The organism is Cryobacterium sp. M15 (assembly GCF_002929675.1).
Classification (GTDB): domain Bacteria; phylum Actinomycetota; class Actinomycetes; order Actinomycetales; family Microbacteriaceae; genus Cryobacterium; species Cryobacterium lyxosi.
Genome location: NZ_PJJW01000033.1, coordinates 138,784 through 163,624, shown reverse-complemented (window position 1 = coordinate 163,624; position 24,841 = coordinate 138,784). Strand labels below are relative to the sequence as shown.

Annotated in this window: 21 protein-coding genes and 2 pseudogenes; 11 read left to right on the top strand and 12 right to left on the bottom strand. The window is 58.8% G+C overall.

The features are described from left to right. The first annotated feature begins 848 nt into the window (after positions 1-848). A complete protein-coding gene (locus tag CXY83_RS05650) occupies positions 849-2,591 on the top strand; it encodes an ATP-dependent endonuclease (RefSeq protein ID WP_158251849.1) in 1,743 nt (580 codons plus the stop codon). A 332-nt stretch (positions 2,592-2,923) separates the two neighbouring features. Here CXY83_RS05650 and CXY83_RS05645 read toward each other — a convergent pair whose 3' ends face one another. After that, on the bottom strand, positions 2,924-3,514 hold the full coding sequence (locus CXY83_RS05645) for a recombinase family protein (RefSeq protein ID WP_104196401.1): 591 nt from the start codon (positions 3,512-3,514) through the stop codon (positions 2,924-2,926). Positions 3,515-3,919: 405 nt separating this feature from the next. On the opposite strand from CXY83_RS05645, the gene CXY83_RS05640 reads away from it, so the two are divergent. From CXY83_RS05640 to CXY83_RS05625, 4 genes are all read left to right on the top strand, one after another. Further along, positions 3,920-5,710, top strand: coding sequence for an N-6 DNA methylase (locus CXY83_RS05640; RefSeq protein WP_104196400.1), 1,791 nt, complete (start codon positions 3,920-3,922; stop codon positions 5,708-5,710). Further along, entirely contained in the window at positions 5,656-7,443 is a 1,788-nt protein-coding gene (locus CXY83_RS05635) for a type ISP restriction/modification enzyme (protein ID WP_146069869.1), read from the top strand. Before CXY83_RS05640 ends, CXY83_RS05635 begins: the two co-directional genes overlap by 55 nt. 708 nt (positions 7,444-8,151) lie before the next feature. After that, positions 8,152-8,454 (top strand): helix-turn-helix domain-containing protein, encoded by a 303-nt coding sequence (locus tag CXY83_RS05630; RefSeq protein WP_104196398.1) that lies wholly within the window; start codon positions 8,152-8,154, stop codon positions 8,452-8,454. Between the two features lie 350 nt (positions 8,455-8,804). Continuing rightward, the gene (locus CXY83_RS05625; RefSeq protein WP_233200625.1) at positions 8,805-9,221 is read left to right on the top strand and encodes a hypothetical protein; all 417 of its coding nucleotides are present in this window, start codon (positions 8,805-8,807) and stop codon (positions 9,219-9,221) included. A gap of 84 nt (positions 9,222-9,305) precedes the next feature. Here the strand turns inward: CXY83_RS05625 and CXY83_RS05620 are convergent, their stop codons facing one another. The 4 genes from CXY83_RS05620 to CXY83_RS17810 form a co-directional block, all read right to left on the bottom strand. Continuing rightward, complete coding sequence (locus CXY83_RS05620) at positions 9,306-9,629, bottom strand: hypothetical protein (protein ID WP_104196397.1); 324 nt, start codon at positions 9,627-9,629, stop codon at positions 9,306-9,308. A 314-nt stretch (positions 9,630-9,943) separates the two neighbouring features. Next, positions 9,944-10,726 (bottom strand): IS21-like element helper ATPase IstB, encoded by a 783-nt coding sequence (gene istB / locus CXY83_RS05615; RefSeq protein ID WP_104196396.1) that lies wholly within the window; start codon positions 10,724-10,726, stop codon positions 9,944-9,946. Then, on the bottom strand, positions 10,726-11,208 hold the full coding sequence (locus CXY83_RS17815; protein WP_199184900.1) for a hypothetical protein: 483 nt from the start codon (positions 11,206-11,208) through the stop codon (positions 10,726-10,728). Before CXY83_RS17815 ends, istB begins: the two co-directional genes overlap by 1 nt. After that, positions 11,205-11,963: a DDE-type integrase/transposase/recombinase gene (locus tag CXY83_RS17810; RefSeq protein ID WP_233200623.1), complete on the bottom strand. Its 759-nt coding sequence runs from the start codon at positions 11,961-11,963 to the stop codon at positions 11,205-11,207. Before CXY83_RS17810 ends, CXY83_RS17815 begins: the two co-directional genes overlap by 4 nt. Here CXY83_RS17810 and CXY83_RS05605 point away from each other — a divergent pair. Both CXY83_RS05605 and CXY83_RS05600 read left to right on the top strand, forming a co-directional pair. Next, positions 11,844-12,560, top strand: coding sequence for an IS5 family transposase (locus CXY83_RS05605; RefSeq protein WP_104196395.1), 717 nt, complete (start codon positions 11,844-11,846; stop codon positions 12,558-12,560). The genes CXY83_RS17810 and CXY83_RS05605 overlap by 120 nt on opposite strands. Before the next feature lie 170 nt (positions 12,561-12,730). After that, positions 12,731-13,024, top strand: a complete 294-nt coding sequence (locus CXY83_RS05600) for a hypothetical protein (RefSeq protein WP_104196394.1) — start codon at positions 12,731-12,733, stop codon at positions 13,022-13,024. A gap of 78 nt (positions 13,025-13,102) precedes the next feature. Here the strand turns inward: CXY83_RS05600 and CXY83_RS05595 are convergent, their stop codons facing one another. From CXY83_RS05595 to CXY83_RS05580, 4 genes are all read right to left on the bottom strand, one after another. Further along, the gene (locus tag CXY83_RS05595) at positions 13,103-13,888 is read right to left on the bottom strand and encodes a hypothetical protein (protein WP_146069868.1); all 786 of its coding nucleotides are present in this window, start codon (positions 13,886-13,888) and stop codon (positions 13,103-13,105) included. A gap of 215 nt (positions 13,889-14,103) precedes the next feature. Beyond that, complete coding sequence (locus CXY83_RS05590) at positions 14,104-14,685, bottom strand: SdpA family antimicrobial peptide system protein (protein WP_104196392.1); 582 nt, start codon at positions 14,683-14,685, stop codon at positions 14,104-14,106. Between the two features lie 14 nt (positions 14,686-14,699). Further along, positions 14,700-15,443, bottom strand: coding sequence for a hypothetical protein (locus tag CXY83_RS05585; RefSeq protein WP_104196391.1), 744 nt, complete (start codon positions 15,441-15,443; stop codon positions 14,700-14,702). A gap of 47 nt (positions 15,444-15,490) precedes the next feature. Next, positions 15,491-15,808: an SdpI family protein gene (locus tag CXY83_RS05580; RefSeq protein WP_134573512.1), complete on the bottom strand. Its 318-nt coding sequence runs from the start codon at positions 15,806-15,808 to the stop codon at positions 15,491-15,493. Between the two features lie 641 nt (positions 15,809-16,449). Between CXY83_RS05580 and CXY83_RS05575 the strand changes: the two are divergent. The 4 genes and pseudogenes from CXY83_RS05575 to CXY83_RS05560 all read left to right on the top strand — a co-directional run. After that, a pseudogene (locus CXY83_RS05575) lies at positions 16,450-17,658 on the top strand (IS256 family transposase); the annotation flags it as partial. Between the two features lie 179 nt (positions 17,659-17,837). Beyond that, complete coding sequence (locus tag CXY83_RS05570; protein WP_104196389.1) at positions 17,838-18,194, top strand: GntR family transcriptional regulator; 357 nt, start codon at positions 17,838-17,840, stop codon at positions 18,192-18,194. A gap of 59 nt (positions 18,195-18,253) precedes the next feature. Further along, positions 18,254-18,814 (top strand): hypothetical protein, encoded by a 561-nt coding sequence (locus CXY83_RS05565; protein WP_158251846.1) that lies wholly within the window; start codon positions 18,254-18,256, stop codon positions 18,812-18,814. Between the two features lie 32 nt (positions 18,815-18,846). Further along, positions 18,847-19,196, top strand: a pseudogene (locus tag CXY83_RS05560) (recombinase family protein); the annotation flags it as partial. A 463-nt stretch (positions 19,197-19,659) separates the two neighbouring features. Here CXY83_RS05560 and CXY83_RS17355 read toward each other — a convergent pair. From CXY83_RS17355 to CXY83_RS05545, 3 genes are all read right to left on the bottom strand, one after another. Next, positions 19,660-19,887 (bottom strand): hypothetical protein, encoded by a 228-nt coding sequence (locus tag CXY83_RS17355; protein ID WP_146069866.1) that lies wholly within the window; start codon positions 19,885-19,887, stop codon positions 19,660-19,662. A 182-nt stretch (positions 19,888-20,069) separates the two neighbouring features. Then, entirely contained in the window at positions 20,070-23,003 is a 2,934-nt protein-coding gene (locus CXY83_RS05550; protein ID WP_104196386.1) for a UPF0182 family protein, read from the bottom strand. Positions 23,004-23,617: 614 nt separating this feature from the next. Beyond that, positions 23,618-24,181, bottom strand: a complete 564-nt coding sequence (locus CXY83_RS05545) for a hypothetical protein (RefSeq protein ID WP_146069865.1) — start codon at positions 24,179-24,181, stop codon at positions 23,618-23,620. Between the last annotated feature and the right edge of the window lie 660 nt (positions 24,182-24,841).

The following is a 24,841-nucleotide window of genomic DNA, read 5'->3' as shown; positions in this document are numbered from 1 at the left end:
TTTCGGGCAGAGTTTCGTTGTGCGTCCCTCCTGTCCCGAGTCTCGCAACCAATGGCTTGAGCCACGGCCAGAGTCTTGACGAAAGTCCCGTAGGAGGATCGTTGTGGTCTTCAAACTGTTTACGAAGTGCTCGGGTGGTTGTCCACCACGGCGCTCACGTCATGAGCCGTATTCGAAGGGCACGTTGGAAACTCGTTTACGTTGTCATGGGAGTCTTGCTCGAAGGGTTCAACGGTCTGGTCCTAACCTCGGCGCTCCCGCCCCTCGCCGCCGCGTTGGGTGCAAACGTACTTGTGCTGTTGCTCTAGTTGGGCGGCATGCGATCCTCCCGCGGTTCCGGCGAACCTGTCAACCCTCCGCGTGCTTGGTGGAGGATGACATCTCGGCCACGAGCCGGCTTCGTCGTCGGGTCGCTCCTCGTCCTTAGCATTGTCGACGGTGTCTTCTTCGTGATGTCTGGGTCGGGCAACTCCACGTTTAGCTACGCCCTGGGGGCCGTAATCGATGGTTCGTTAGCGTTCTTGTTTCTTCGGTCGTCGATCCAATTGCGAAAATTCCCGCCATAGACGGTAGCTGACCCTGTTGAGGCCCCGCGATGGAAGCCATTCAAACTTAGGCGGTAGATTTTTCCGGGGAGCCCAGTCCTTTTGTAGCAATCAACCTAGACGGCGCGTACGAGCCTTCCTCCCGATATCGACCAAGCAGCTGTTCATGTGGAGTTCCGACCGAACAGCATGAATTTGGCGATCATCTATGGTGTTTATACAGGGCGCTGCATCCTTACTGCAGGACTTGCTTGAGCGATTCACAACCGAGTCGCGATCGAACAAAAACCGAAGGATTGCCCCGTGCTCAAGGAACTTCATTTGAAGAACTTCCGTTCGTTTGTGAATTTCAAGGTGAGCTTTGGCAACGGCGCTTACTTAGTCGGCCCAAATAATGCGGGCAAGTCGACCCTTCTCACCGCCATTCGGGTGGCTGACACTCTGGTGCGCTACGCACACCGACGCAAGCCAGACAAATTAGTGACGGATCGAGATGTCAGATTATCCGGATATCCAATTGGGCTTCGAGAGTTTCCTGCGTTGCGAGACAGTTTGCGTTTCGAGTTCGGGTCTGCGGAGACCAGGTTAGAACTGATCTGGAAGAGCGGCGCAAAGCTCACGGCCGTGTGGCCAGAAGAGAACTCAGACGACGATGGGAGCGAAGAAAGTTTCTTCTATCTGACCGCCCCTGATGGATCGATCGTGAAGACAGTTAGCCAAGCCAAGTCGTTGTTCCCTCAACTCGGTTTAGTTCCTCTCCTCACTCCCACGGAACACACGGAAAAGCTGCTGGCTGACGACTACGTGAGACAGAATATTTCCGGAAGACTCAGCAGTCGGCATTTCCGAAATCAACTCAGGGTGCTGAACGAAGCGGACGCGCTGCAACCATTCCTCGATTGGGCGGAACCATGGCTTGATGGGATTACGTTTGACAGCCTCGCTCTGGATTACACCGATGATGGCCCGATCGTGCACGTCTTTTTCTTCGAAGCACATAGTCGCGTTCCGAAGGAAGTCGTTTGGGCCGGCGACGGCATCCAAGTCTGGTTACAGATCCTGTACCACGTCTTTAGAGTTCGCGATTTCGAAACGATCGTCCTTGATGAACCGGAAGTTTATTTGCACCCCGACCTTCAGCGCCGACTCGTTCGTCTATTGGATTCGACTGAGCGGCAAATTGTTATAGCGACACATTCATCGGAGATGATCGCGGAGTCTGATGGACGGTTGACCACTCTCGTAGACAAGTCGCGTCGCCGGGCCATCCGCTCACGTAGCGACAGCGACTATGAAATGCTGTCGACGACGCTTGGCACTGCCTTCAATCTCCGGCTTGCGAAGGCGCTTCGCTCACGAGTTGCTGTATTTGTCGAAGGTCACGACATGTCAGTCCTTCGGATCCTTTCCAAGACTCTCGGTCTAGCTGCCCTCGCCAGCGAAAGAGGCGTAACAGTTATGCCGCTGAATGGATACAGCAATTGGGGACAAGTCGAACCGTTCAAGTGGCTTTGCGAGAAAATCCTCCCCAACGCTCTGACCACCTTTGTGATCCTTGATCGGGACTATCGCCCCGAAAGCACGAGGATCGCTGTAATGAATGACTTCGAATTGGCTGGCGTGCGCGGGCATGTTTGGGGCCGCAAAGAGCTCGAGAGCTATCTGATCAATTCCGCAGTAATCGCTCGTTTGTCCGGCGCCTCAGAAGGCTCAGTAGTCGCGTGGCTCGATGAGATCACCGCCGCGATGGAGAACGAAGTTTTCGGGCGAATGTTGTTTGAAACGCAACAGTCCGACGGGAGCGCTAGAAATCACTCCGTCAGCATCACCACAACCTTTAAACCGATTTTTGATGCGCGATGGTTGGATGCGGCCAATCGTCTCCACATTTGCCCTCCGAAACAGATAATCGCCCACCTGAACGATAAATTGCAGTCAGAAGGAAAGAAGTCGATTTCGATCGCTGCATTGGCAAGAGCGCACCGGATCTCGGAGATCCCCGAAGAGTTGGCTCACGTGCTGCGTGAAATTGAGGCTTCGATCTAGGAGCAGTCCTGGACGTCAGCTACGAGAGCACCATTTGCTTGAGGGAACCTCTGGTGCCAGCCGACTGCGACCCGCTGTCGGACCTCGCTTGCGCGAGGCAAGAGTAGTTGACCGACTGGCGGGAGTTTGGATAGCGGTGCGCGGATTGACTGCATTTGTCGCAGATTCAGCGTAGTTTCGCTGATTGAGCAACGTCCAAAACCATGGATTGCAGGGACATAGGCCGAAATGGGGCCCGCCCGGGCGATCGCCCGTCGGCCAGCAACGGCTAACGGTCGGCAGTCAGCCGCCCGCAAAGGTGCGTGCCCTTGTCTGTGGGCGGCAACAGTGCGCTAGATTCCCGCCATCGCAGCGTATCTACCTGAGCCGTTCAGTGCGGCGTACAGCGTCTGCCGCGACACCCCGAGGTCGCGGGCCACCAACGCTTTCGGGACTCCAGCATCGATCCGCTCGCGTGCCTCTGCGATCTTGTCCAGTCCGAGCTTCGGAGCCTTCTCGTACTTCCCGTCCCGCTTGGCGATGGCGATGCCCTCTGCTTGCCGCTCACGGATAGTCTTGCGCTCCAACTGAGCGATTGCGGCGAGAACTGTGAGCATGAATTTGCCTTGAGGGGTGTCCGAATTTATGGCGGGGTTGTCAACGAACTCCAGGGCGACGCCCTTCCCCTTGAGCCGCTCAATTAGCGCGAGAAGGTCTGTCGTAGAACGGGCCAGGCGGTCCAGTGATTTAACCCGTACCTTGTCCCCATCGCGCACGTAGGCGAGCATTTCCTGGAGCTGCACTCGGTCGTGGGCGTTCTTGCCCGAAACCTTCTCGGAGAACAACTTGTCTACTGGGCCGAGTGCTTCGACCTGACGCGCCTCGTTTTGGTCGGCGGCGCTGACGCGCACGTAGCCAACCACCTGCCCTTTGTGTCCAGTCATGTCTGGGTCCCCCGTCGTTCCTGTCCAATTGCATCGGACACCCACCCTGATTGACGCGGTTGCGGAGGAATCTCAACCTGCCTACTTGGGTATACCCTGATGGACGCGAGCCAGTCGCTACCGATTCTTATGAATGTTGGCCCCACCTGGTCACCGATTGAAATTGGACCTCTTCTCCTCATTGCTTGTATCGGCATTCAGCAGTTCTCCGTTGGTCTCGCCCCCGGAAGTCCTTGGGCGTTACTGGATTGCCCCATTTAGCGTGTGCACGGCCGTTCTACGGTGCGTGCGTCGACCCAGACATCAAGGGGGACTCGTCGGCCATGAGACGCTGCAGCCGGGAAAGCCTTTTCTGGGAATTCGTTGGGCATCGATAACATCGGTTATAACCCGACAGGAGTCACCATGCCATCCGACGCTTCAAAGGCGATCACTCAAGCGCTCAAAGCCTTCGCGACGGATTTGAAAGTCAAGCTCAATAGTCCCGGTTCACCTGACGCCTGGCCGGAGGATCAACTCAAAGCGCCACTAGAAAACCTCCTAAAAGCCGTTGGGCAAGTATTAGGAGTGGTCGTCGTTGTGCGAACCGAGGCTCCCAGACCAGCAGACATCGGTGACGTCGATGGAGGGGCGCGCGTCGATGCCGCAGTTAGTGTTGGATCGGCCGCTGGAACAACGCTTCTCACTGGGCACGTCGAGTTAAAGGCGCCAGGCAAGGGTGGGGATCCCAGCAAGCTACGCGGAGCACGGGACAAGACTCAGTGGACGAAGTTCAAGAAACTCCCTAACCTGATCTACACGGATGGACAGGAGTGGAGTCTCCAGCGGACCGGTACTCGCTCGGGTCGGATCATCAAAATGACTGGTGATCCTGTTGCCGTCGGCGCGGACGCGGTCACAGAACTCGACGGCGAGAAGTTCGAACTGTTGTTTCGATCCTTTCTGACTTGGGCTCCCATCGTTCCAACTAGTTCCAAGCAAATTGCGGATCTGCTTGCACCCCTTTGTCGCTTGCTCCGAACTGAAGCGAAAGCCGCTCTGGACACGGAAGGGTCAGCCCTTGGTGCTCTCGCGATGGAATGGAGGAAGTATCTATTTCCCGGCGCATCGAATGAAGTCGTTGCAGATGCCTATGCTCAAACATTCACGTACGCGCTGCTCATTGCGCGATTCGAAGGCGCCAATCCGCTCACGGTCGAGAAAGCTGAGGAGGTACTTAACGATGGCCACGGATTGCTCGGTGAAGTCCTGGGGCTGCTGAACAACCCTTCGGCCCACAACGAAGTTAGGACGTCCACCGACCTGATTCTGCGAGTAGTCGAACAGGTGAAGCCCTCCGCAATTACTAAACGGAACGCCGAAAACCCTCGGCTTTACTTCTATGAGGAATTCCTCGCTGCCTACGACCCGGGGCTTCGCAAGAATGTCGGAGCGTATTACACACCTGCTGAGGTCGTACGCGCTCAGACGAATATCGTGCGTTCACTTCTAATAGACAAGTTCGGCAAGCCGGCCGGTTTCGCCCATCCGGACGTGGTGACCCTCGACCCGGCAGTTGGCACAGGAACTTACCCTCTCGGGATCTTGGAATCAGTCGCTCGCGACGTGCCCGCGAATGCACCTGCGGCCTTGCCGGAGCGGCTGCGGCAAGCGGTCAAGAACCTCTATGGGATCGAGTACCTAATTGGCCCGTACTCAGTAGCTCATTTGCGGCTTTCGCGATTCTTGGACGACCACGGCGTAACCGCTCCCGAGGGTGAAGAACTTCTAAATATCTTGCTCGCCGATACCCTTGCGTCGCATGAGCGCAGCGACCAACTGATGCTGCCGGACGTCTTTGGTTATGAACACATTAGTCAGGAGCGCGAAGAGGCGCGCGAGTTGAAGGTCGACACGCGTGTGGTGGTGTGCATGGGTAATCCGCCGTATCTCCGAGGACGAAAAACGGACGCTGAGAATGGAACTGGGTCAGGTGGCTGGGTCACGATGCGCCGGGAGCCGATCAAGAATGCTAAAGTTCGCGACCCTGTCACGGGGCGAAAAGTTAACGACAGAGGTGAAATAGGTATCATTCGAGATTTCATTGCGCCTGCTGTGGCGGCTGGGCGCGGGGGTGATGTCAAGAATTCTATAACGCATACGTGTACTTCTGGCGTTGGGCGATGTGGAAAGTTTTCGAGCAAGATATTCCAGTGAATGCTGACCCCGATGGCGGGCAGCATCCCCGCAATGGCATCGTTAGCTTTATTACGGCTTCGTCATATCTTCGTGGTCCGGGTTTCGTGGGTATGCGCCAGCATATGCGGGCCATATTTGACGAGTTGTGGATCATCGATTTAGGCGGTGACAACAAAGGTCGGCGCAAGACCGAGAACGTCTTCAGCATAGAAACTCCCGTTGCGATCGCCACCGGCGTGCGTTACGGACAGCCACAGCCAGGTACCGCTGCAACCGTTCATTATGTTTCGCTCGCGGATTTGTCAGCGAAAGATAAGAAAGAATTTCTGAACTCTCTCACCGGCATCGAAGACGAGCGCCTGAGTTGGCGAACTTGTTTGAGCGGTTGGCACGATCCGTTCTTGCCCATCGACAATGCGGAGTATCTTGCCTGGCCCGCCTTGACGGACCTATTTCCTTGGCAGGCGAGCGGAGTGCAGCTCAAGCGAAGCTGGCCAGTGGGTGAGACAAAAGAAGTACTCGAGGATCGATGGACCGAACTTGTCTCCCCCCTTACAGCTGGGGACTTGAGTGACGACAAGCATACGAATCTTCAGCGGATTGCTACTCGTCGCGGTAATCAGCTCAAAGAGACTGGCGACCGAAAGGTGACTTCCACCTACGGCGACCTTTTTTCAGACGAGCGGCTCGCGCCAATTTCGACGTTAAAAGCAGATAGCCCCCGCCCGCAGATTCGACCATTCGCCTATCGATCGTTCGATCAGCAATGGGTGATCGCCGACACTCGGGTGGGCGACCGAATGAGACCTCCACTTTGGGCAGCCCACGGTGAGGACCAGATCTACCTGACGAGCTTGCTCACGGAAGTCTTGGGGACTGGCCCATCAGCGGTTGCTTCCGCCGACGTGCCCGACTTGCATGCCTTCCGTGGTTCGTTTGGCGGACGGCATATTATTCCGCTTTGGAAGGATTCGGCTGCCACCATTCCGAATATCACCTTAGGGTTGTCGGCGGCGATCGGCACCGAGCTAGGCTTCGATCCCACAGCCCAAGATCTCCTCGCGTATTGCTATGCGTTGCTTGCTTCGCCTGATTTCGTCTCAACTTTCTGGGAGGAACTAACAATCCCGGGAGCCCGGATACCCATTACGGCTGAACCAGAGTTGTTCGCATCAGTCCGTGACTTCGGCAAAGCCTTGATCCACCTGCACACGTTCGGGCAGCGTTTCCCGACGGCGGAACTCTTCGCGACGGTTTCGAGTGCGAGATACTCGACTTCCATCTCCGCCGATGCCTATCCGGAAAAGGTTTCCTACAATCCCTCCACCCGGACCATAACTGTCGGGGACGGAGCCTTCACGAACGTTGCTCCTGAGGTCTGGAACTTCGAAGTTTCCGGCTTGCGAGTCGTCGACTCATGGCTTGGTTACCGCCTGAAGAAGAGAGCCGGCAAGAGCAGCGGGTCGCCGCTGGATGCCATCCGACCTTCAACTTGGCCAGACCTCGACGGGAGCAAGCTGCTTGGATTGCTGGACATGCTGGAAACCAGCATTTCACTCCAACCGACTGCCGCCGCGCTTCTCAGCGACGTGCTTGCGTCGAAACTCATTGATCCGAGTCGACTTCCCGAACCGACCGCCGCGGAGAAGCTACCCCTTGTTGGCGAGAATGACGACGAAGAACTCGACGACATCGACGAAGATGGTAGTGACCTTGCGAGTACAGCGGAAGAAGGAAGCGAGTCGTACTGAGAGTCACGGTTAGGGCTTTCAGCGGTGGAGAGGATCACCGCAACTCATGGAGTCGGCATCGGTACTACCGACCATCGAGTTGATCGACGGGCATACCTAACAGGAGTAGCCTCGCCCTCTAAAACGAGTAATTCGTCAGGCATGTCCTGACCTCCGCCTCGGAGTCAAAAGAGGCAATCATGGAGAGGGCCCGTCGACGCGGGCCCTGTTCTTCTTGACCACTCACACGCCCGTACGGCGGTTGAGTGGGGTTCCTGCCACCAACGTCCGTGAGGTACTGACGGTCGGCGCCGCATGTGTCCTAAGTTGACTCCCCCATTCCGACGGCCGTGCAACGTCGCGTGAGAACGGAATCGACGTGATTCATCTGCCACAGCTGAGGACAGGGCAACCAACCAACCAAGGTGATGGATGATCATCGTGCGGAGTCACCTTCCAGGGGATGAGTCAGTTCGGAGAAGGCCAAACCGGCTCTCCGCGACGGTGGATGAGCCCCTTCCGCGCCGACGGCTCAGGCGAGGCCACGATAGCTCGTCAGCGGCTTTTGGGCGGCCCGGCAGGTTCGCGTCATTAATAGAATTAATAGAGATTAATAGACATTCACAAGCCAGCCTTTGATCGATTCGCACTGAGCTCCCGCTGTGACACACAGAAGCGCAGTAAACAGCGTAATTGACCGACATAGCTGTCAATTCATGAGGAGCAACCATGGTCACCAGGCGTTCGCCAGCCCGAACAAGAATGCTCCGCGAGCTCGGCTCGAACATCACCCGTTGGCGCAAGCTCCAGGGACTCAGCGCCACGCGGCTCGCCGAGCGTGCCCACGTCACCCGGGATACTCTTCGGGGTATCGAGACAGGCACTGGAGCTCCCCGACTGGACTCTTTGCTCGCTGTGCTCAGCTCGCTCGGCATGGTCAACACGGTTATCGCCAGCACTGACCCGTGGAACTCGATCGCTGGTCGGGCGCTGATGGACGACCACATCGGCCTGTCCAACGAACCGAGGTAGGTTCGCGCAGTCAGCGAGCAGGCGACCCTCTGACGAGGCCGAGTCACGGCCACCAGCCAGATGTCCACTGGCAACGCCGGACGGAGCCCCCGTCGTCGAGAGCCTCACCAGCCGTAGCCTCGAGCCTGGCAAGATTGACGCTCCGACACTCACGTCGGCCGTCACACCGCCCCCGACCAGAGCGGTTGATAAAGTTATCAGCCGGCGTGGGCGATGATAACTTTATCAGCCGCTGCGAGAGAGTGCCGAGACCACGCATGACTTCCTGTGGTTGGGAAGACCTTGAACCGTCCCGCGTTTCATGCCAACGTTTTGTTGGTGGCGTCGCGGATGCTCGCCGTGCTGGTCGAGTGGAAGCCTTCGCCGAGCTTCGTGAAATGGAAGACTCATTGGAAGATCCTGACGAGACAGCAGCAGCCAGCACAACAGCACTGAGTATCCGGGAGATCACCAGACGCCTGAACGCGGCCCTGGGTGGGACGCTGGTAGCGGCGCTTGCTGGCACCAAGGACACCTCGGCCCCACGCACGTGGGCCAAAGAGGGCGGACCCCAGCCGCGCCCAGCAGCAATGAAGCGGCTGGCCTTTGCCTATGAGCAGTGGCAGAAAATCGCCGCTGTCGAGGGTGAGCAGGTTGCGCGTTTATGGTTCATCGGGGCTAACCCGTTGTTGAGCAACGACACACCTGCCAATGCGATCCGAGACGGCAGTTTTGACGAGGTCAGACGCGCTGTGCATGCCCTGATCGACGATGCATTCAGCGGGTGAGGCTGGAACGCCTGCGCGCTCTTCCACCAGGATCGCAGCGGCGTTGATCGTCCCCGACCGATCGGCGCACACAGCGCAGTACGGCTAGTCCAGCTCCAGCGTCTCAAGCGCCGCGGCCCACGGATACGCCCCGATGGCTTCTTCAAAAGTTGGTGCAGCACTTCGCTCGGGCAACTCTTCGGTCTCTGTCTTCGTCGCCAGCGCAGTGCTCACCATCAGCACAGTGCACATGCTCGTCGCCGGTTCGACGTGGAAGTCCAGGCGAGCGTGGTGGCCATCGATGGAACCGAACGCGACCGCGCCAAATGGACCAGCTGGCTTGACCATGGCTGTTGCGAACTCTGCTCCGATGAGAGCTAGCTCTGCGTTGACGAGCTCCACCAGCGGACCGGCGCCAAGTGCTGTCATTTCGGTCGTCCGAGGCTGACGTGGGCCAGCGGCAAGAGCAGCCGCAGCGATCCCGGCAGGAGAAGTAGTGGTAGGAATACTACTATTACTACTATTACTACTACTATTAGCGCGAGCAGTATGGCCAACCGCCCGCTCAACAGCAGACGCCCACACCCATGCCCGATGAGTGCCGCGATCTTCCCACTCGACGTAGACAGCCCGCGGTGTCCAGGCCAGGGCCACGCCACGCACGTGCTGGGCGATGGCTGTGTCGATGCTCGTTGAATAGTAGTCCGTTGGTGCTCTTTGAAAAGTAGGCCACTGTTGTGTGTCTATTCTGTGGTGTTTTCTGGTCTGGCGGAAGGCAGGGTGGTGATGCCGCTGTCTTTGAGTCGGTAGCTGGCGCCTTTGAGGGAGATGACGTCGGCGTGGTGGACGATGCGGTCGATCATGGCTGCTGCGACGACTTGGTCGCCGAAGACGGCGCCCCAGCGGGCGAAGGGTAAGTTGCTGGTCAGGATCAGCGAGACGTGTTCGTAACGAGATGACACGAGTTGGAAGAACAGGTTCGCGGCGTCTTGTTCGAACGGGATGTAGCCGACTTCGTCCACGATGAGGAGCCCGTAACGGCGCAGGCGCACGATCTCCTCCGCGAGGCGGCCGCGCTCGTGGGCGTATTGAAGGCGCGCGACCCATTCGATGGCGGTGCCGAACAGGACCCGGTGTCCGGCGTGGGCAGCTTTGATGCCGAAACCGATCGCGAGGTGGGTTTTGCCAGTGCCGGGAGGTCCGAGCAAGACGATATTGCGGGCCTGTTCGAGGAAGAGACCAGCGCCGAGGTGGATGATTTGGTCCCGTTTCAACGAGGGCTGGTGGTCGAAGATGAAGTCGTCGAGAGTCTTCCTTGAGGGAAACCCGGCCGCGCGGATGCGCAGCTGCGCGCCGGACGCATCGCGGGCGGCGACTTCACGATCCAAGAATGCAGCCAGGTATTCCTCGTGGGACCAGCCCGATTCGCGGGCTTGATCGGCGAGGCGAGCGGCAGCGTCGCGGATGCGTGGCGCTTTGAGGGAGCGGGAAAGGAAATCGATCTGCTTACTCGTGTCCGAACTCATCAGGCGACCTCCGTATCGGGATCGAAACTGACGTCGAACGCGGTGTCGTAGTCGGCCAGGTCCCGCTTCAACGACTCCGAGGTGTCGGCCGGCGTCGGCGTCTGGAACCGGACCCGCAACGCTTTCGCAGCGGTCACATGCTCCGGGTCCGTGATGGTCGCGGCCGACTCCATGGCCCGCTGGTGGGTGGCGATGATCATCCCGCTCAGCCGGACCGTCACGCGGGTCAAATCGGCCTGGACGTCAACCATCCGCCCGATCGCCACAGGATCAACCGAATAGTTGTTGCCGAACACCCGAACGTAGTAGTCCCGCGGCAGGCGAATCTGACTGTTGAACCCGACCGGCGGTGGCGGCGGAACGGCCAGTATCGCCGCCCGATCCTCGGCAACCCGGTCGAGGGGTCGCGCCTGCGGAGCGCGGACCATGCGGGTGTTGGCCACGGGCAGCCGCTGCCGGAGCTGCTCGTTGAAGTCCGTCACAGAGGTGAAGGTGCCGCCGGGAATAAACGACGTCTCCAGAAACTGGTTAGCGTGTTCGACAATTCCTTTGGATCCTGGATCCTGGATCCTGGGTCATAGGGCTTCAACTGCACAATCTTCGTCGCTAACGCGCCGCAGAACGCCGCGACACCATCGGCGAGTTTATTGCGCCGCCCAATACCCGCCTCGTTATCCCAGATCAAGCGGCGCGGAACCGCGTGAAGTTGCTCAGACAGCAGCAACCACATGCCCGCCAGCAGATCCGGCGTCGTCCGCGACGGCAACATCACCGCGGTAATGAACCGCGAATACGACGCCACGATCACCAGCACCGGCGGAAAACCGACCCGACCACCGCCCAACGGGATATCCACCGGCGGGAACCACAGATCACATTGCGCCTGATCACCCGCCCGATAGGTGATCCGGTCCGCAGGGTCCCTCGGCGCGAACTCCGGCTTCAGCTGCGCGACCTTCTTCCGAAACCACAACGACGAACCCGTCCACCCCACACGCTCAGCCACCACCGTCGCCGGCATCGACGGCGTCGCTTTCAACAGCCGCCGCACGTCAACTTCAAAACCGTCGAAAGCCGACGAACTCGAACCTCGACGATACTGCGGAGGCCCGGCCGAATGAACCGCTCGGGTGACCGTCACCCGCGACAAACCCACCTGCTTCGCAATCGCCCGCACCGACAAGCCCTCACTAACGTGAAGGTGCCGAATCTCTGCCCAAACCTGTACTGTAATCACCCATCCAATCGTGGGGGGTGGTCTACTTTTCGAAGAGCGAAACTGGCCTACTTTTCAAAGAGCGCTGACACGAATCTGCATACTGAGCCTTCTGACCATGCAATTGGCCGGTCATGCGGCGGTTTGACGACGAAGATTCACGCGTTGTGTGATGCGAATCTTCGGCCGTCGGTGATTGTGCTGGGACCGGGGCAGGGCGGTGATTCACCGATGTTCCTCGAAGTTCTGGGGAGTCTGCGGGTATCGCGGCTCGGCGGCGGTCGGCCCCGCACGACGCCGGATCGGGCGATGGGTGACAAAGCGTATTCGTCGAGAGCGAATCGGAAGATGCTCCGGGATCGCGGAATTCATGCTGTGATTCCCGAGAGATCAGACCAGGTCGCCAACCGGAAACGACGCGGCCAAGCCGGTGGTCGCCCGCCGACTTTTGACAAGGTGTGCTACAAGTGCCGTAACGTCATCGAGCGGTGTTTCGAGGTCTTCACGCAGTGGCGTGGCATCGTTACCCGTTATGACGAGCTCGCCCTGCCTTATCGCGGCGGTGTTGTCCTGCGATCGATAATCATCTGGGTCAAGGCGTTGGGAGACACGCCCTAGCCCGCACAGCCGTTCTTCTCATTTCACCTCCTGGACCCCATAAAGCAAGCGGAGGCTGAGGTTTCACCCAATCGGCAGGGAGTGCACTTACTGCGCTGTGGTCACTTCGGTGCGAGGTCATGCCCTCGTCTCCACTTGCGTTCGAGACGATAGGAGCACCTGTCCACATCATGACCGACATCATGGTGTGGAATTTGCTCTGTCTCGACGACGCGAGCTTCGTGATTTTCGCAGACACCCTCCCGCTGTCGGTCTTTCCTGCGACGATGGCTCGTGGCGCTGAACAATGGCCCCTTGCGCACGCTGGTTCCGACTCGCAACTCCGCACCCTCATTCGCGCCGTGATCGATGCGCACCCGTCCGACGAGCAGCACTTCGTCGAGTGGAAGGCAACACTCAGTCTCGGGAAAACCGGGAAGGAGCACAACAACGAACGGGGCTATGAAATTGGGATGCTTCGTTGATCGTCTACCGCGCCTGTTTTTCCGGCAGGTGCAGCTACTTGTTGAGGGAGTTTCCGTTCGAGTGCGCCTGACCGTCGGTTATCGTGGAATTGCGGTCGCGTCCCCGTCCGACGCCGATGATTGAGAAAGCTGGTGCCTGTCGGTGGCGGCGATCTTAGGGGCATAGTCGGTCTTGGAGTTGCGCGGGTTGGCAACAGTCTCGTACGCCACTGCCGCGGCCAGGACGACGCCCACCATGATCAGCCCGAAGCTGCCGATGCCGAGCAGGACGATGATAGAGGCGTGCAGCGCGAGAGATATTCCTACCGCGATAAGGCGGCCCCGCCCGGGCAGCCAGATGAGGACGGCTATCAAAATTTCCGAAGCGATCACTCCGTACGTAATGAAGAACGATCCAACGGGAATGGACGTAATAGCTAGCACAAGGGGAGCTAAAGTGCCGGATACCCCGAACATCTCCATACGGGTGACGTAGTAGATCGCTGAGCCGTCAATCCACGCCTCCGTCCCGAACTTGGCGGTCGCCGAATGCAGGTAAATAACGGAGCACTGCACTTTAAGAGCGATCGCAGCGGCCTGCGGAATACCTATCCAGAATGGTGCGTCGCCGACGACGACCCGAGTCGGAGCGTGAGATGCCCAACCGTTCCAGCGCCGATCAAACAGGCACAGGATCGAAATCCAAACCAGTGCGACCACAGCGGCTGATTCCCCACCGTCAATGTGCGTGAGCCCGGTGGCAATAGAGATGGCTATATAGAGGTGCAGCGGCGCGGTGACCCGGGGAACCAGGCCGCTAATCACGAGCAGAAGGCAGATAACGATTACCGCTTGAATGGCCTCCGCGGGGAGGCCGCTGCACACGATGTTCCACGCCCGCAAGGAACCGGTGCAGTGCTCTTCTCTCGTTACCCCACCGACTTGCGCAGTGAGACGTGAAAGAGGCGTCAATACAAAAATACTAAGTTGAGCAAGGGCAATGATCGCCCGACTGAGCATGAACCAACGATCGACCGTCCACCAGCGAAGGGTGCGCGAAAAAACTGAGGGCCGTGTGGCTTGGTTTGGCGAAGACTGCATTAACATTCCACCTCGAGAAGTACCGCTCTGTCATCGACCCGCCACCCATCAAATTGAGAACGGAACTCCCAAGGAACCGGGACTGTCATCGCAACGATGACAGTCCCGCAAATCGTTGGTAGGTCAGATGGGTTCTTGACCTTTTCAGGGGCAGCCAATCTTGCCGTTTCGACTAGGCAGTCGCCATCGACCGTGCCGCACTCAACCCAGTTGGTCGATTGCTGCGTGACACTCGCCAGCTCCGTACCCTGAGCACGTTGACCCCGGGCGAAACCCCATAGATTGCTCGTCAACGAGTTCGGAAACTCACTAATGGAATCAATACTTCCATCCTGAACGGAGTACACCGTTGCTTCGGCGTCGTCAGGCGCTTTCGTAAAAAACTGCCAACCTTGCGGGTACAGCGTCGACCACGCTTTCCGCACGTCATTATTACTCCCTCCCATCACGGTCGTTGGAAGTTGTACAAAAATAGAGCAAGCGATAACCGCAACAAACGCGATGAGTGACACGCGAAACGTGATTTTCGCTTTTGTAAAAGGCTTAGCGGCGCGCCAACGTCTTTCAGGCCATGTCACCATTGATCGATCGATGGTTACGCTCGAATGTTAGACATGAAGCTCGACACGAACTTCTGCTCATCCACCTGTCCCATGCGTTCGTTACCGGGCAGGTAGACGAACACAGCGGCTGCGAGGACGATGGTTACAGCCGCGACCGTGTGGAGTCCCGCTATCTGCCAGACCACTACCGCGGTCGTCAGCGCCAGAGCCACCTGCTTCACACAGAATGATCCGTTGCAGCCGCTCGCCCGGACGACGAGCCCTTCGGCGGACTCTGAAGCCCCATCTGATACAGAGTCGACGTAGCTGACGAAGTCCCGTCCGAAGCGGTCGATGGCGTCCTGCACGTAAATGGGATTCGAACTTAGTAGGCCAGGGCGAATTTCGGAGACGAAGACGCTGCTCGCGTCAACGTACTGCTGCGACGCGTCAAGGGCCTGAGCCTCGGTGATCTCAGTAAGGGCCGGGATTTGAGCCTCAGCCGCGGCAACAGCATCGGGATTGCGATCCGCGATAGGGCCTTTGGCCAGTAGGAGGAATGCAACCAGCTCAGCATCGGTCGCAATGTCGGATTCCGCGCTCAAGGCGTCCGAGCCGAGCCGGTCGTTCGCCTCAGCCTTTGAGTCAATCAACGTGGCGCGACGGTCGTCCCCCGCGACCGCGTAGGGCTTCAACTCAGTAGAACTTACGTCGCCCGAAGCATGAGCAGTCGTTGGAACAGAAAGCGCGATCAGTATTGAGACTGCGCCGGCGATGAGTCTGGTGTGATTTTTCATTTTTCCACCCTTCAGATTGTGCTTGGTGAATGGTTGCTTAGCGTGCCCTATTCGGAAGATTTTGCGGCTCGGTTCGCCGCCCTCATGGCGAGTAGGGCAATTGCGACGATAATCAGGAAGCCGCTGAGAGCGAGAATGTTCCCGAGAATCTCCGAATAACCGCTGAGTTGGACTGTCAAGAGTGCGCCTGCGTGGCTGCCGGCGACTGTCGCGATGGCGATTAGATACGGAGTTGCAGATTCTTGCGCTGACGACCAAGCCTGGTCGGACGCCAGCGTGTGCTTTGTTCTGATGCCAATGGCCATATTTCTGCTGAGGCCGCCTCGGTGTTGAATGATCGCTAAACCGATCATTACCAGCGACACGACCGCGTAACCTGCGATCGGAGGGTAAAAAATGTCGGGTCCTTTCTAGCGTGGGACTGACGCAAGTCGATTATCGCTTCCAACGAGAAAAACTGACTTGAATCTGACCCGCTCTCCTCCGGTTCATCGGAGCTGGATTCTGCTGTACCCACTCTGGGGATCCGAGACTAGAGTCACAAGTCGGCATTAATGCCCATTGTGGGTATCCCGGCAAGTCTGATAGGCATGCAATATTGGGTTTGATCAGCTTGGAAGCTGCGGGCCTTCTGCTGGTTATTCATTCAGCGCGTGAGTCCGTGCCGCACTCAGTCACCCTTTTCTCGCTGTTCGGCCTTCTGAAGCGTCTCTTGGGTGCGCTTCGGTACGGCGACGAAATTGATGGATAACGGCACCGTGGCTCTGCATCGGGGCGGCGCGAAAACATTGGGCCGTTGACGTCAGCGGCATCGTCAAGTTCGTCTGCCTGATCGCTATGTGCGCCTTGCAGGCGAGGCGGCATCATCGGATTTGAAGACCCGGCAGGAGTCCGCGGTTCTCATGCTGTGTTCGTAAGCGGGCGCCGGGCGAATTCGCGTCGACAAGAGCATCTAGTAGAAGGCGGGTGACACACCAGCTATTACGCAGCGACGAATCAGGCAGGACAGGCCCTCCCCGATCGCATCCGCATCGCGACCGAAACTCTCTACCAAGAACTGATCGACGCGGAAGCCACCGCCCTCATGACCGCCGGCCGTTTCGAACGCTCCGAATACCGCACCACCCAGCGCAACGGCACCCGCCCGCGCGTCCTGTCGACGACGGCCGGGGATCTGAATCTGAAGATCCCTAAGCTGCGCCAAGGTTCTTTCTTCCCCGCCCTACTCAAGCGTCGCCTGCGCGTGGACTAGGCCCTGTTCTCCGTCATGATGGAAGCGTACCTTCACTGCGTCTTGACATAGAAAGTCGACGATCTAGTCAAGGCCCTCGGCGCGGATACCGGCATCTCCAAGTCCGAAGTGTCCCGGATTTGCGCCGATTTCGACGGGGAAGCCGCTGCTTTTCGTGACCGGGACCTCGGCATGACCGGGTACCCCTATGTGTTTCTCGACGCTACGTATTGCAAGGCCCGCGTCAACCACAGCGTCATCTCCTAAGCTATGGTCGTCGCCATCGGCGTGGCCGCCGACGGGCACAGCGAGGTCCTCGGCTTCGACGTCGGTGATAGCGAGAGTGAGGCGTTCTGGACCAGCTTCCTCCGGTCGTTGAAGACCCGCGGTCTCGACGATGTCAAGCTCGTCATCTCCGACGCTCACACCGGATTGAAGAAGGCCATCGGCACCGTGTTCCAAGGCGCCAGCTGGCAACGCTGCCGAGTGTACTAAATGCGAAATATACTTTCGATCGTGCCGCGGGCCAGCCAGGAAATGGTCGCCAGCGTCATCCACACCATCTTCGCCTAGCCCTACGCCAAGCACGTTCAGGCGTAGTTCGACGAGGTGGCCCGCATGCGCGAACGCTCCCATCCCAAGGTCGCCCAGATGCTCCACAACGCCTGCGGCGACCTACTAGCGTTCTGCGGGTTCCCGCCCAAACACTGGCGGCAGATCTGGTCCACCAACCCCATCGAGCGCCTCAACAAAAAGATCAAGCGCCGCCCCGATGTCCTCGGCGTGTTCCCCAAATCTGCGGTGATGCTCCGCCTCGCCGGCGATGTCCTGGTCGAGCGACACGACGATTGGGAAGCCTCAACCCGCCGCAACTTGTCAGAGGGCTCCATGCGCCAACTGGACGCGTTCAACGACGCCCTCGCAACCGTCGACGTCCGTATCCTCACAGGGGTGATTCCCGTTCCCGAACTCAGTGCGGCATAATCATCACCACTGACCTGTACGGTGTCGGGAGCTGCGACCGGTCGGTGCGAAGCTGCTATCGAAGAAGTAGGACTCTGCACGAAAACGTAGATTCTGTTGAGTGGCCAACTAGCGAGTCGAGCGGGGACCTCGACGAGCAGCTTCCATGTGCTTCGGATTGTTCTATTAGTGTTGCAAACATGTTGTTCGTGGTGGATGCGGCGTTGGCGGTGTCGCTGGCGGAGCAGATCGCGGTGCAGGTGCGTTCGGGAGTCGTCAATGGTGATCTACAGCCTGGCGACCGGTTGCCTCCGGCTCGGGATCTGGCGAAGTCTTTGCGTGTGAATATGCACACGGTTTTGCGTGCCTATGCGAAGCTGCGGGACGACGAGGTGATTGAGATGCGTCAGGGGCGTGGGGCGTTCGTGCGCCACGACGCTGGCGCTGGGCTTATCCGCGTGAGCGAACTGGCTGCCCAGTTGATGCACGAGGCGCGCAAGCTCGGGCTGACACAGGCAGAAATTTTGCGATTGATTCAGAGGGGTGGAACTACGTGAGTGACACGAGTAGGAATTCGGAGATGGCCCGGAGAGTTTTGGCCAGGGTTTCGTTGTGCGTGCTGGTGCTGGTGGTGATCATCTCGTGGTGGGTGTGGCGAGATCGTCTTCCGGCCGAGCTCGCGTCGCATTGGTCGGGTTCGGGGCCGGCGGATGACGCGATGGCTGCTGGCGCGCTGCTCGCCCTGAATCTTGTTATGACGGGTGTGCCGGCTGTTGCCGGCGTCGCGATTGGTTTGTGGCCCGGAATCATCGCGGGGGCTAGGCGAGGTGTCTTTTTCTTTCTGGGTGTGTTTGGGGGGATGGGCGCTACCACGTGGTTGCTCTCTGCAGATTTGACGATTCAGGTGGGCGACCCGTTTGAGGTTGTCCTCGGGCCCTGGCTTATCGTGTCTTTTGTCGCGGCCGGATATGGGCTTATCCCATTTGCTATCTCGCCCAGGCCTCGTTTCGAGTCGACGGATGTCGAGATGCGATTTGAGTTCGCGCCCAGTGCGACGGGTGCGTGGTCCCAAACGATCACGGGGACCATGTTTGCTTGGGTGACGGTTGCACTGATCGTTTTAGGCTCTGTGCTCTATGGGCCTGCAGTCATCAATGGACGGGTCTTCGACCAATAGAATCCCGCGGGGGACATGCGGGGCACTCCAGCATGACCGGAATGATTATCGGCTACGCACGCGTATCCACCAACGACCAAGACCTCACCGCCCAAAAGAACGCCCTCGCCGCCCTCGGCGTCACACTCCAAAAGACGTTCACCGATCAGAGCCTCACCGGAACGAACCGTGCCCGGCCCGGTCTTCGCGAAGCGTTGGCCGCCTGCCGGGCCGACGATACACTCGTCGTGACCAAGCTCGACCGGCTGGCACGTTCGCTTCGCTATGCGAAAGACATTGTCGATGACCTCATCCTTGTGAAGTGAGGGTCAGTATCGGCGGTTCCGTTCACGACCCAACCGACCCGGTCGGCAGACTCCTCCTTCGACCTTTGCCAGTTCTGCCGGGGTGCCGTTGGCGGTCTTCGTGACGCTAGCCTATGCCGACTGCCAGCCGATTGCAGCCTTCACCGATAGGGCAGTGGCCGCGACAGCGACCGCACCGACAGCCATAAGCCCGCGATCAGCAGACTCCATCGCCTGGTTCTGCTCTTCGACCTGGCGCGCGGTCTTCTCCGCAGCCGTCCCGCGTCAGAGGTAGCCTTGCGCGCCTTGTCCATGCCTGCGAGATGCCCCGTGACCTGCGCCGTCAATGAGGCGCGAACTGTGCGATCCGCCAAGGGGAACCTTCGAATTGAGTTGTGGTTGTAGGCTCGGTCCATGGGAATCAAGGCGTCCAAGGGGCGGACACTGTCGGGCGTTGCGATCGTGTTGGTAATCGCATCGATCGTGTTCTTCGCGATTGGAGTCCGAACCGAGAACTTTGAGATGACGATATTTGCCGCGGTAGTCCTCGGCCTAGCTGTCCTAATCGGCATCGTCGGAGCGTTCGCTCACTTCATCCGTCAATAGCTCGCTATGCTCTTCGGTGACCCAATAGGCACTGTTTAGGTTCGGCGGGGAATCCTTCGAGAACTCCGCGCGATACCGGTTGATGTCGTCCAGCCGGGTCTTCTCGTCCCAGTCCCAGAACGGGCCGTGAGCGCTATTACGCAGCGTCGAGTCGTAGTTGCTTGGGTCAGCCTCGGGGCTCATAGTGCGGCTCAGTAGGTACCCGTTACGGCCGATCGACTAAATCTTCCCGCGCCGGCAACCCGCACGTACACGGTTGCGTTGCAGTGGCAGTACTGTCCGCCACGGGATTGGGATACGACAATGCCGGACTGAATCGGCGCCGCGAACGGTTCATTCGGCCCGGCACGGATCGTGCGCCCTGGCTACTCTCCAAGCAGCGCCAGCATGCTCGCAATGGTTTCCGCGAGCCTGTCGTCTGCGGCACCGTAGGCGGCAAAGTCGCCCTCGGTCAGAGCGGCCTGTTTCTCGGTAAGGGCCGTGTTGGCGGCCTCTAGGAGCGCTGTCAGTTCAACGTCGGTCTCCGCGTTGCCGGTACCGGTCGCCGCTGGAACGTCGGTAGACGTGTCCGTGCTGGTGTTCGTGCCTTCGGTCGGGCTGACAAGGGTCGTGTCATCTTCGGTCACCGGAACGCTCGCGTCTCCAGCATCGGCTCCGGAGTCTCCTCCGAAGAGGGTATCGAGCGCTTGATCGAGAGTGTCCTCGAAGGCGATCTGGTCGCCGAAGGCAACGAGTACCTTCTGCAGCAGCGGGTAGCTGGTTTCACCCGTGGATTGCACGTAGACGGGTTGCACGTAGAGCAGTCCGCCGCCGACCGGGAGGGTGAGCAGGTTGCCGTTGAGCACCGTAGAGGCCCCTTGACGCAGCAGGTTGAGCTCGGTCGATACCGTCGGGTCGGAACTGAAGATGTTCTGTACCTGGCCGGGGCCGGGAACGGTGCCGTCCTTGGGCAGGTTGAGCAACCGCATGGTTCCGTAGCCTTCTGAGCGTTCTCCGTCCACGTTTCCGGCATCCGCGTCAACGGCGAGGTAGCCGAAGAGTACGCTTCGACTTGACTCGCCGGTGGCTTCAGGCTGGAAGGTGGAGTACAGCGAGAACGACGGCTCCTCCGTACCGGGTACCTGCATGGTGAGGTAATACGGCGGCTGCAGGGTGGGGTCCTCGGCTGGAGAGTTCGGATCGTTTGGGGTGATCCAGGCGTCGTCCTTGGAATAAAACGAACTCGGGTCGGTTACGTGATACTGACCCAGAATGGCGCGCTGTACCTTGAACAGGTCGGCTGGGTAGCGCACGTGACTCATGAGGTCACCACTCATCTCGCTCATCGGCTTGACTGTGGACGGGAAGATCTTCTGCCAGGTCTGCAGCAGCGGATCTTCATCGTCCCAGGCATAGAGAACCACTTCGCCGCTATAGGCATCGACGGTGGCCTTGACCGCGTTGCGCATGTAGTTCACGCTATCCAGCGCGAAGGGCTGCGGCGGGGTCTCTGTGTCGGTGATGGCTTCGTTCAGGCTCACCGGGGTGGAGTATGGGTATTCCGCGGATGTGGTGTAACCGTCAACGATCCACTGCACCCGACCGTCAACAACGGAAGGGTAGGCCTCAGAGTCGAGGGTCAGATATGGAGCGACCTTCTGCACACGCGTGACGGGGTCACGGTCGTAGAGAATCTGCGACTCGTCAGTGACGGAGTTGGCGAGAAAGATCTGCTCGGACTGGAACTTGAGCGCGTAGAGCAGGCGTTTGAAGGCGTTGTCGAGCTTCGGCCCGCCGTCTTCGCTGAATGTCGTGTAGGTCTGGCCGGCACCGTCTTCTCCGGACGGGTAGTCCAGTTCGATGGGTTCTGTACCTTCGGGAGCGCCCACGATGGAGTATTCCGGGGAGGTCGTTCCGAAGTAGATGCGTGGTTCAAAATCACCAAGTTCTCCGCTGGTCGGGATGCCCGACTCGAGGAACACCGGCTGGCCGTCGGAGGAAACCTGGTTGCCATAGGCGGCAACGACGCCATAACCGTGCGTGTAGATGGTGCGGGAGTTGACCCAGGTGTTTCCGTCGTTGAGACCCTCGAGGTTGAGGCCGCGAACGGCGACGACAGCGTCCTGTGAAACACCGTCGATCTCATACCGGTCCACGCTGAGGTTGGTTGGAAATTGGTAGTACTGACGGAACTGCTCCAGCTGAGCGAAGGAGTCGCTGACCAAAGCCGGATCGAGAATGCGAATGTTGGCTGTCGTGGCGGCGTCTTCACGCAACGCGCCCGCTGTCGCTTCCGTGGTGGCGTTGTAGGGAATCTCGACGATGTCCGAGAGGTCGTAGGCGTCTCGGGTCAAGTTGATATTTCGTTCAATATAGGGTGCTTCGAGGGTAAGCGCGCTCGGGTCGACTTGGAAGCGCTGCACCACCCACGGGTAGAGGGACCCGATCAGCACGCTGCTGATGATGAGCAGCGCGGTGCCGATGACAGGCAGGCGCCAGCGGCCGATAAAGGCAGTGACGATGAACAGGATCGCCACGACAGCAGCGATACCAGCAAGAATGGCGCGGCCAGGGATGGTCGCGTTGACTTCGGCGTAGGCGGCACCGGTAATCAGGTCGCCCTGGGCCGTCAGCGTGGAGTACTGGTCGAGCCAGATGCTCACGGCCTGCAGCAGCAGGTAGACGCCTGCGGTGACGGCGATCTGCACGCGGGCGGCTTTGCTCAGCAGAACCTCTCTGCCGATGAGACGGATGGAACCATACAGGTAGCTCGTGGCCAGTGCAACGAGAGCCGAGATGAGCACGACGGCTGAGGCGAATCCGAGCACGGACTGGTAAAACGGCAAGTCGAAGAGGTAGAACGCGATGTCGAAACCGAACTGCGGGTCGGTGGTTCCCACCGGGGTGCGGTTGAGCCACATGAGAATCATCTTCCACTGCGTGGCCGCCGCGATGCCGGCGAACAGCCCCAGCAGCGCCGGGATGGCGTACATCGCGAGTCGACGCAGCGGTTCAATGACCTCTTGGTACCGGACTAGCTGAGAGTTCAGCTTCGCGTACATCGTACGCAAGCGGTATGCAAGCTGAATGCTCACGAACACGGGCACAGACATCGCCACGAATCCGATCAGGAACAGCACGACATTAGCGATCCACTGCGTGGTCAGAACGCTAAGAAAACCAAGTTGAGCAAACCACAAGACATCCGTATATAGCCCCGCGAAGATAAAGAACAAGATCACCAGCCCAGCGATGCTCGCCGCCGTAATAACTAGCGGGGTTCGGCTCCGGATAGACGTGCTGGACGAAGATGAACTCACGAATTAGCCTCTCGCTCTCAGTGCTCGGGACACGTATAACGTTAGCCCGAATATACTAATCAACGCATAACGTCAACGCTGTTTTTAACCAGTATTACCCGTGTGATCAGCTTAAATAATTGTTACTTAAGAAAACTATTTAGCGCCCACGGACACAACTCAGGACTTTATCTGCATCTTTTGACTATCCGAAACATGTCGTCGACTGAGCATCTCCGCGACATGGTGCGGATGGGGCCTCACGGCAACTGCTTAGGTTTGCCACCCGCTTGATCCAGCCGTCTCGACCAGTCAACCAGTCCAGGCGGCATGTAAAAGTAGAAAAGGACACTTATCCGGCAGCAGGAGTTTCCGGGGTCGAGACCTCTGGCTGGTGGGGATGACGAGAATCCCAAACGGTGGCATTGGTATGTCGTGAACGGCGCTGACCATGGACCGCGCAACCGAGTAGCGCCCGCGACGTGGCACGGGGGATTCGAGTCCCTCGATGCCCGTTCGTAGATCACTGGTGCTTTCACCGTTCCGTCGCATTGCCTATCGTCTCGGCACGGAGCGGGAGTTGTGGTCGGAGAAGGTTCGGTGATCGCGCGAATATCGCCGTTGATCCCTGTTTTTTAGTTGCTTGTACTGTTGGGCAGGTACAGCTCAAGCCATTTCAGGCTGCCGTTTCGTATGGGGATCTGCACTGATTCGGTGTCCGTTCCGACAGCGATGGTGACATCCGCTACTGCACCTGGTATCTCGTCAGCGGTCTCGAAGAGGGTCGGGTGTTCCTGGAAGGCATATTGCTGGCCCGGATCGAGGGTGACGGAGATCTCGTCGTCTAGGTCTGACAGCGTGACCTGGATTTCTTCCTCTGATCCATTCAGGAGGACCCCGATGAGGCGTGCGGGCTCGGCTTCGCCGTGTGTGACTAGAAGCAGGTTCCGGACTTCGACAGGACCCACCTCCGCGTTCATGCCGAGGTTTTTCGATCCCAGCTCCATCGGGGGCGTTCGCGGACCACCGACGCCGGAGCAGCCCGACAACCCCGCGACCACAAGTACCAATGCCGCAGCACTGAATGGATTACGCGCGACACGCCGCCTGAACGTAAGAGGATCGTCGGTGTGGATGGGGGAGCGCACGGTGCTGCGGTCCGACAGTCGTGCGGAGATCAGTGCGAACATCCTGGTCATTGTGGGTCCTCCTGCTTGATGTATTGCGGCTGCTTGTGGTCTTTCTGCTACGGCCATCGCCCGGTGATTTTCAGTTCCAGCCATCAGCATATGTGCCGCGCGCGGCTCAACCCCTGACCGATACCGCGCGGAAATGGGTGTTTTGGGGAAGATTGCGGGGTGCGTTCTGTTGCGAGAAGCGATCCAAGAAAATTATTCTGAAACAGTGGAGCCCGCACCGTGTATCGGAAATCCCGTGCTTTCAAGGATGCCGTAACGGCCCTCCGCGCGAAGCAGCGCTTCATCAAACCGCGCTGCCCGTGGACCAACGGTAAGGTTTAGGGCTTCAACCACACTCCAAGCCGAGTGACCATACCGTTGGCTAGTCACCAGCAGCGCTGAGCGCACCCAAGCCCTTAACCCGTGGCTCAACTATTACGGCACTGAATGTATCCACGCGGGCAGTGGATCCACCTCGCTCCAGCGCGTGTCACCAACTTGATGGCCCGGTACAACTAGATGCGACGATCCAGTCGGGTCAGAAATCCTGATCAGGACACTGCGCAGATGATGACCGAGGTATCGCTGAACTGTTGCATTCGGGCGGTTGTGAGATCGATTACGTTCTGTGCCTGATGGCAGCAGTGATGGCGGCCACGATCGCGTCGTGCTCTCCCGTCT

Coding starts and splice junctions, on each gene's coding strand:
- CXY83_RS05645 (WP_104196401.1), bottom strand. CDS start 3,514: ATGACTGGACACAAAGGGCAGGTGGTTGGCTACGTGCGCGTCAGCGCC.
- CXY83_RS05640 (WP_104196400.1), top strand. CDS start 3,920: ATGCCATCCGACGCTTCAAAGGCGATCACTCAAGCGCTCAAAGCCTTC.
- CXY83_RS05630 (WP_104196398.1), top strand. CDS start 8,152: ATGGTCACCAGGCGTTCGCCAGCCCGAACAAGAATGCTCCGCGAGCTC.
- CXY83_RS05620 (WP_104196397.1), bottom strand. CDS start 9,629: ATGACAGCACTTGGCGCCGGTCCGCTGGTGGAGCTCGTCAACGCAGAG.
- istB (WP_104196396.1), bottom strand. CDS start 10,726: ATGAGTTCGGACACGAGTAAGCAGATCGATTTCCTTTCCCGCTCCCTC.
- CXY83_RS05605 (WP_104196395.1), top strand. CDS start 11,844: ATGAACCGCTCGGGTGACCGTCACCCGCGACAAACCCACCTGCTTCGC.
- CXY83_RS05600 (WP_104196394.1), top strand. CDS start 12,731: ATGACCGACATCATGGTGTGGAATTTGCTCTGTCTCGACGACGCGAGC.
- CXY83_RS05590 (WP_104196392.1), bottom strand. CDS start 14,685: ATGGTGACATGGCCTGAAAGACGTTGGCGCGCCGCTAAGCCTTTTACA.
- CXY83_RS05585 (WP_104196391.1), bottom strand. CDS start 15,443: ATGAAAAATCACACCAGACTCATCGCCGGCGCAGTCTCAATACTGATC.
- CXY83_RS05570 (WP_104196389.1), top strand. CDS start 17,838: ATGTTGTTCGTGGTGGATGCGGCGTTGGCGGTGTCGCTGGCGGAGCAG.
- CXY83_RS17355 (WP_146069866.1), bottom strand. CDS start 19,887: ATGAGCCCCGAGGCTGACCCAAGCAACTACGACTCGACGCTGCGTAAT.
- CXY83_RS05545 (WP_146069865.1), bottom strand. CDS start 24,181: ATGACCAGGATGTTCGCACTGATCTCCGCACGACTGTCGGACCGCAGC.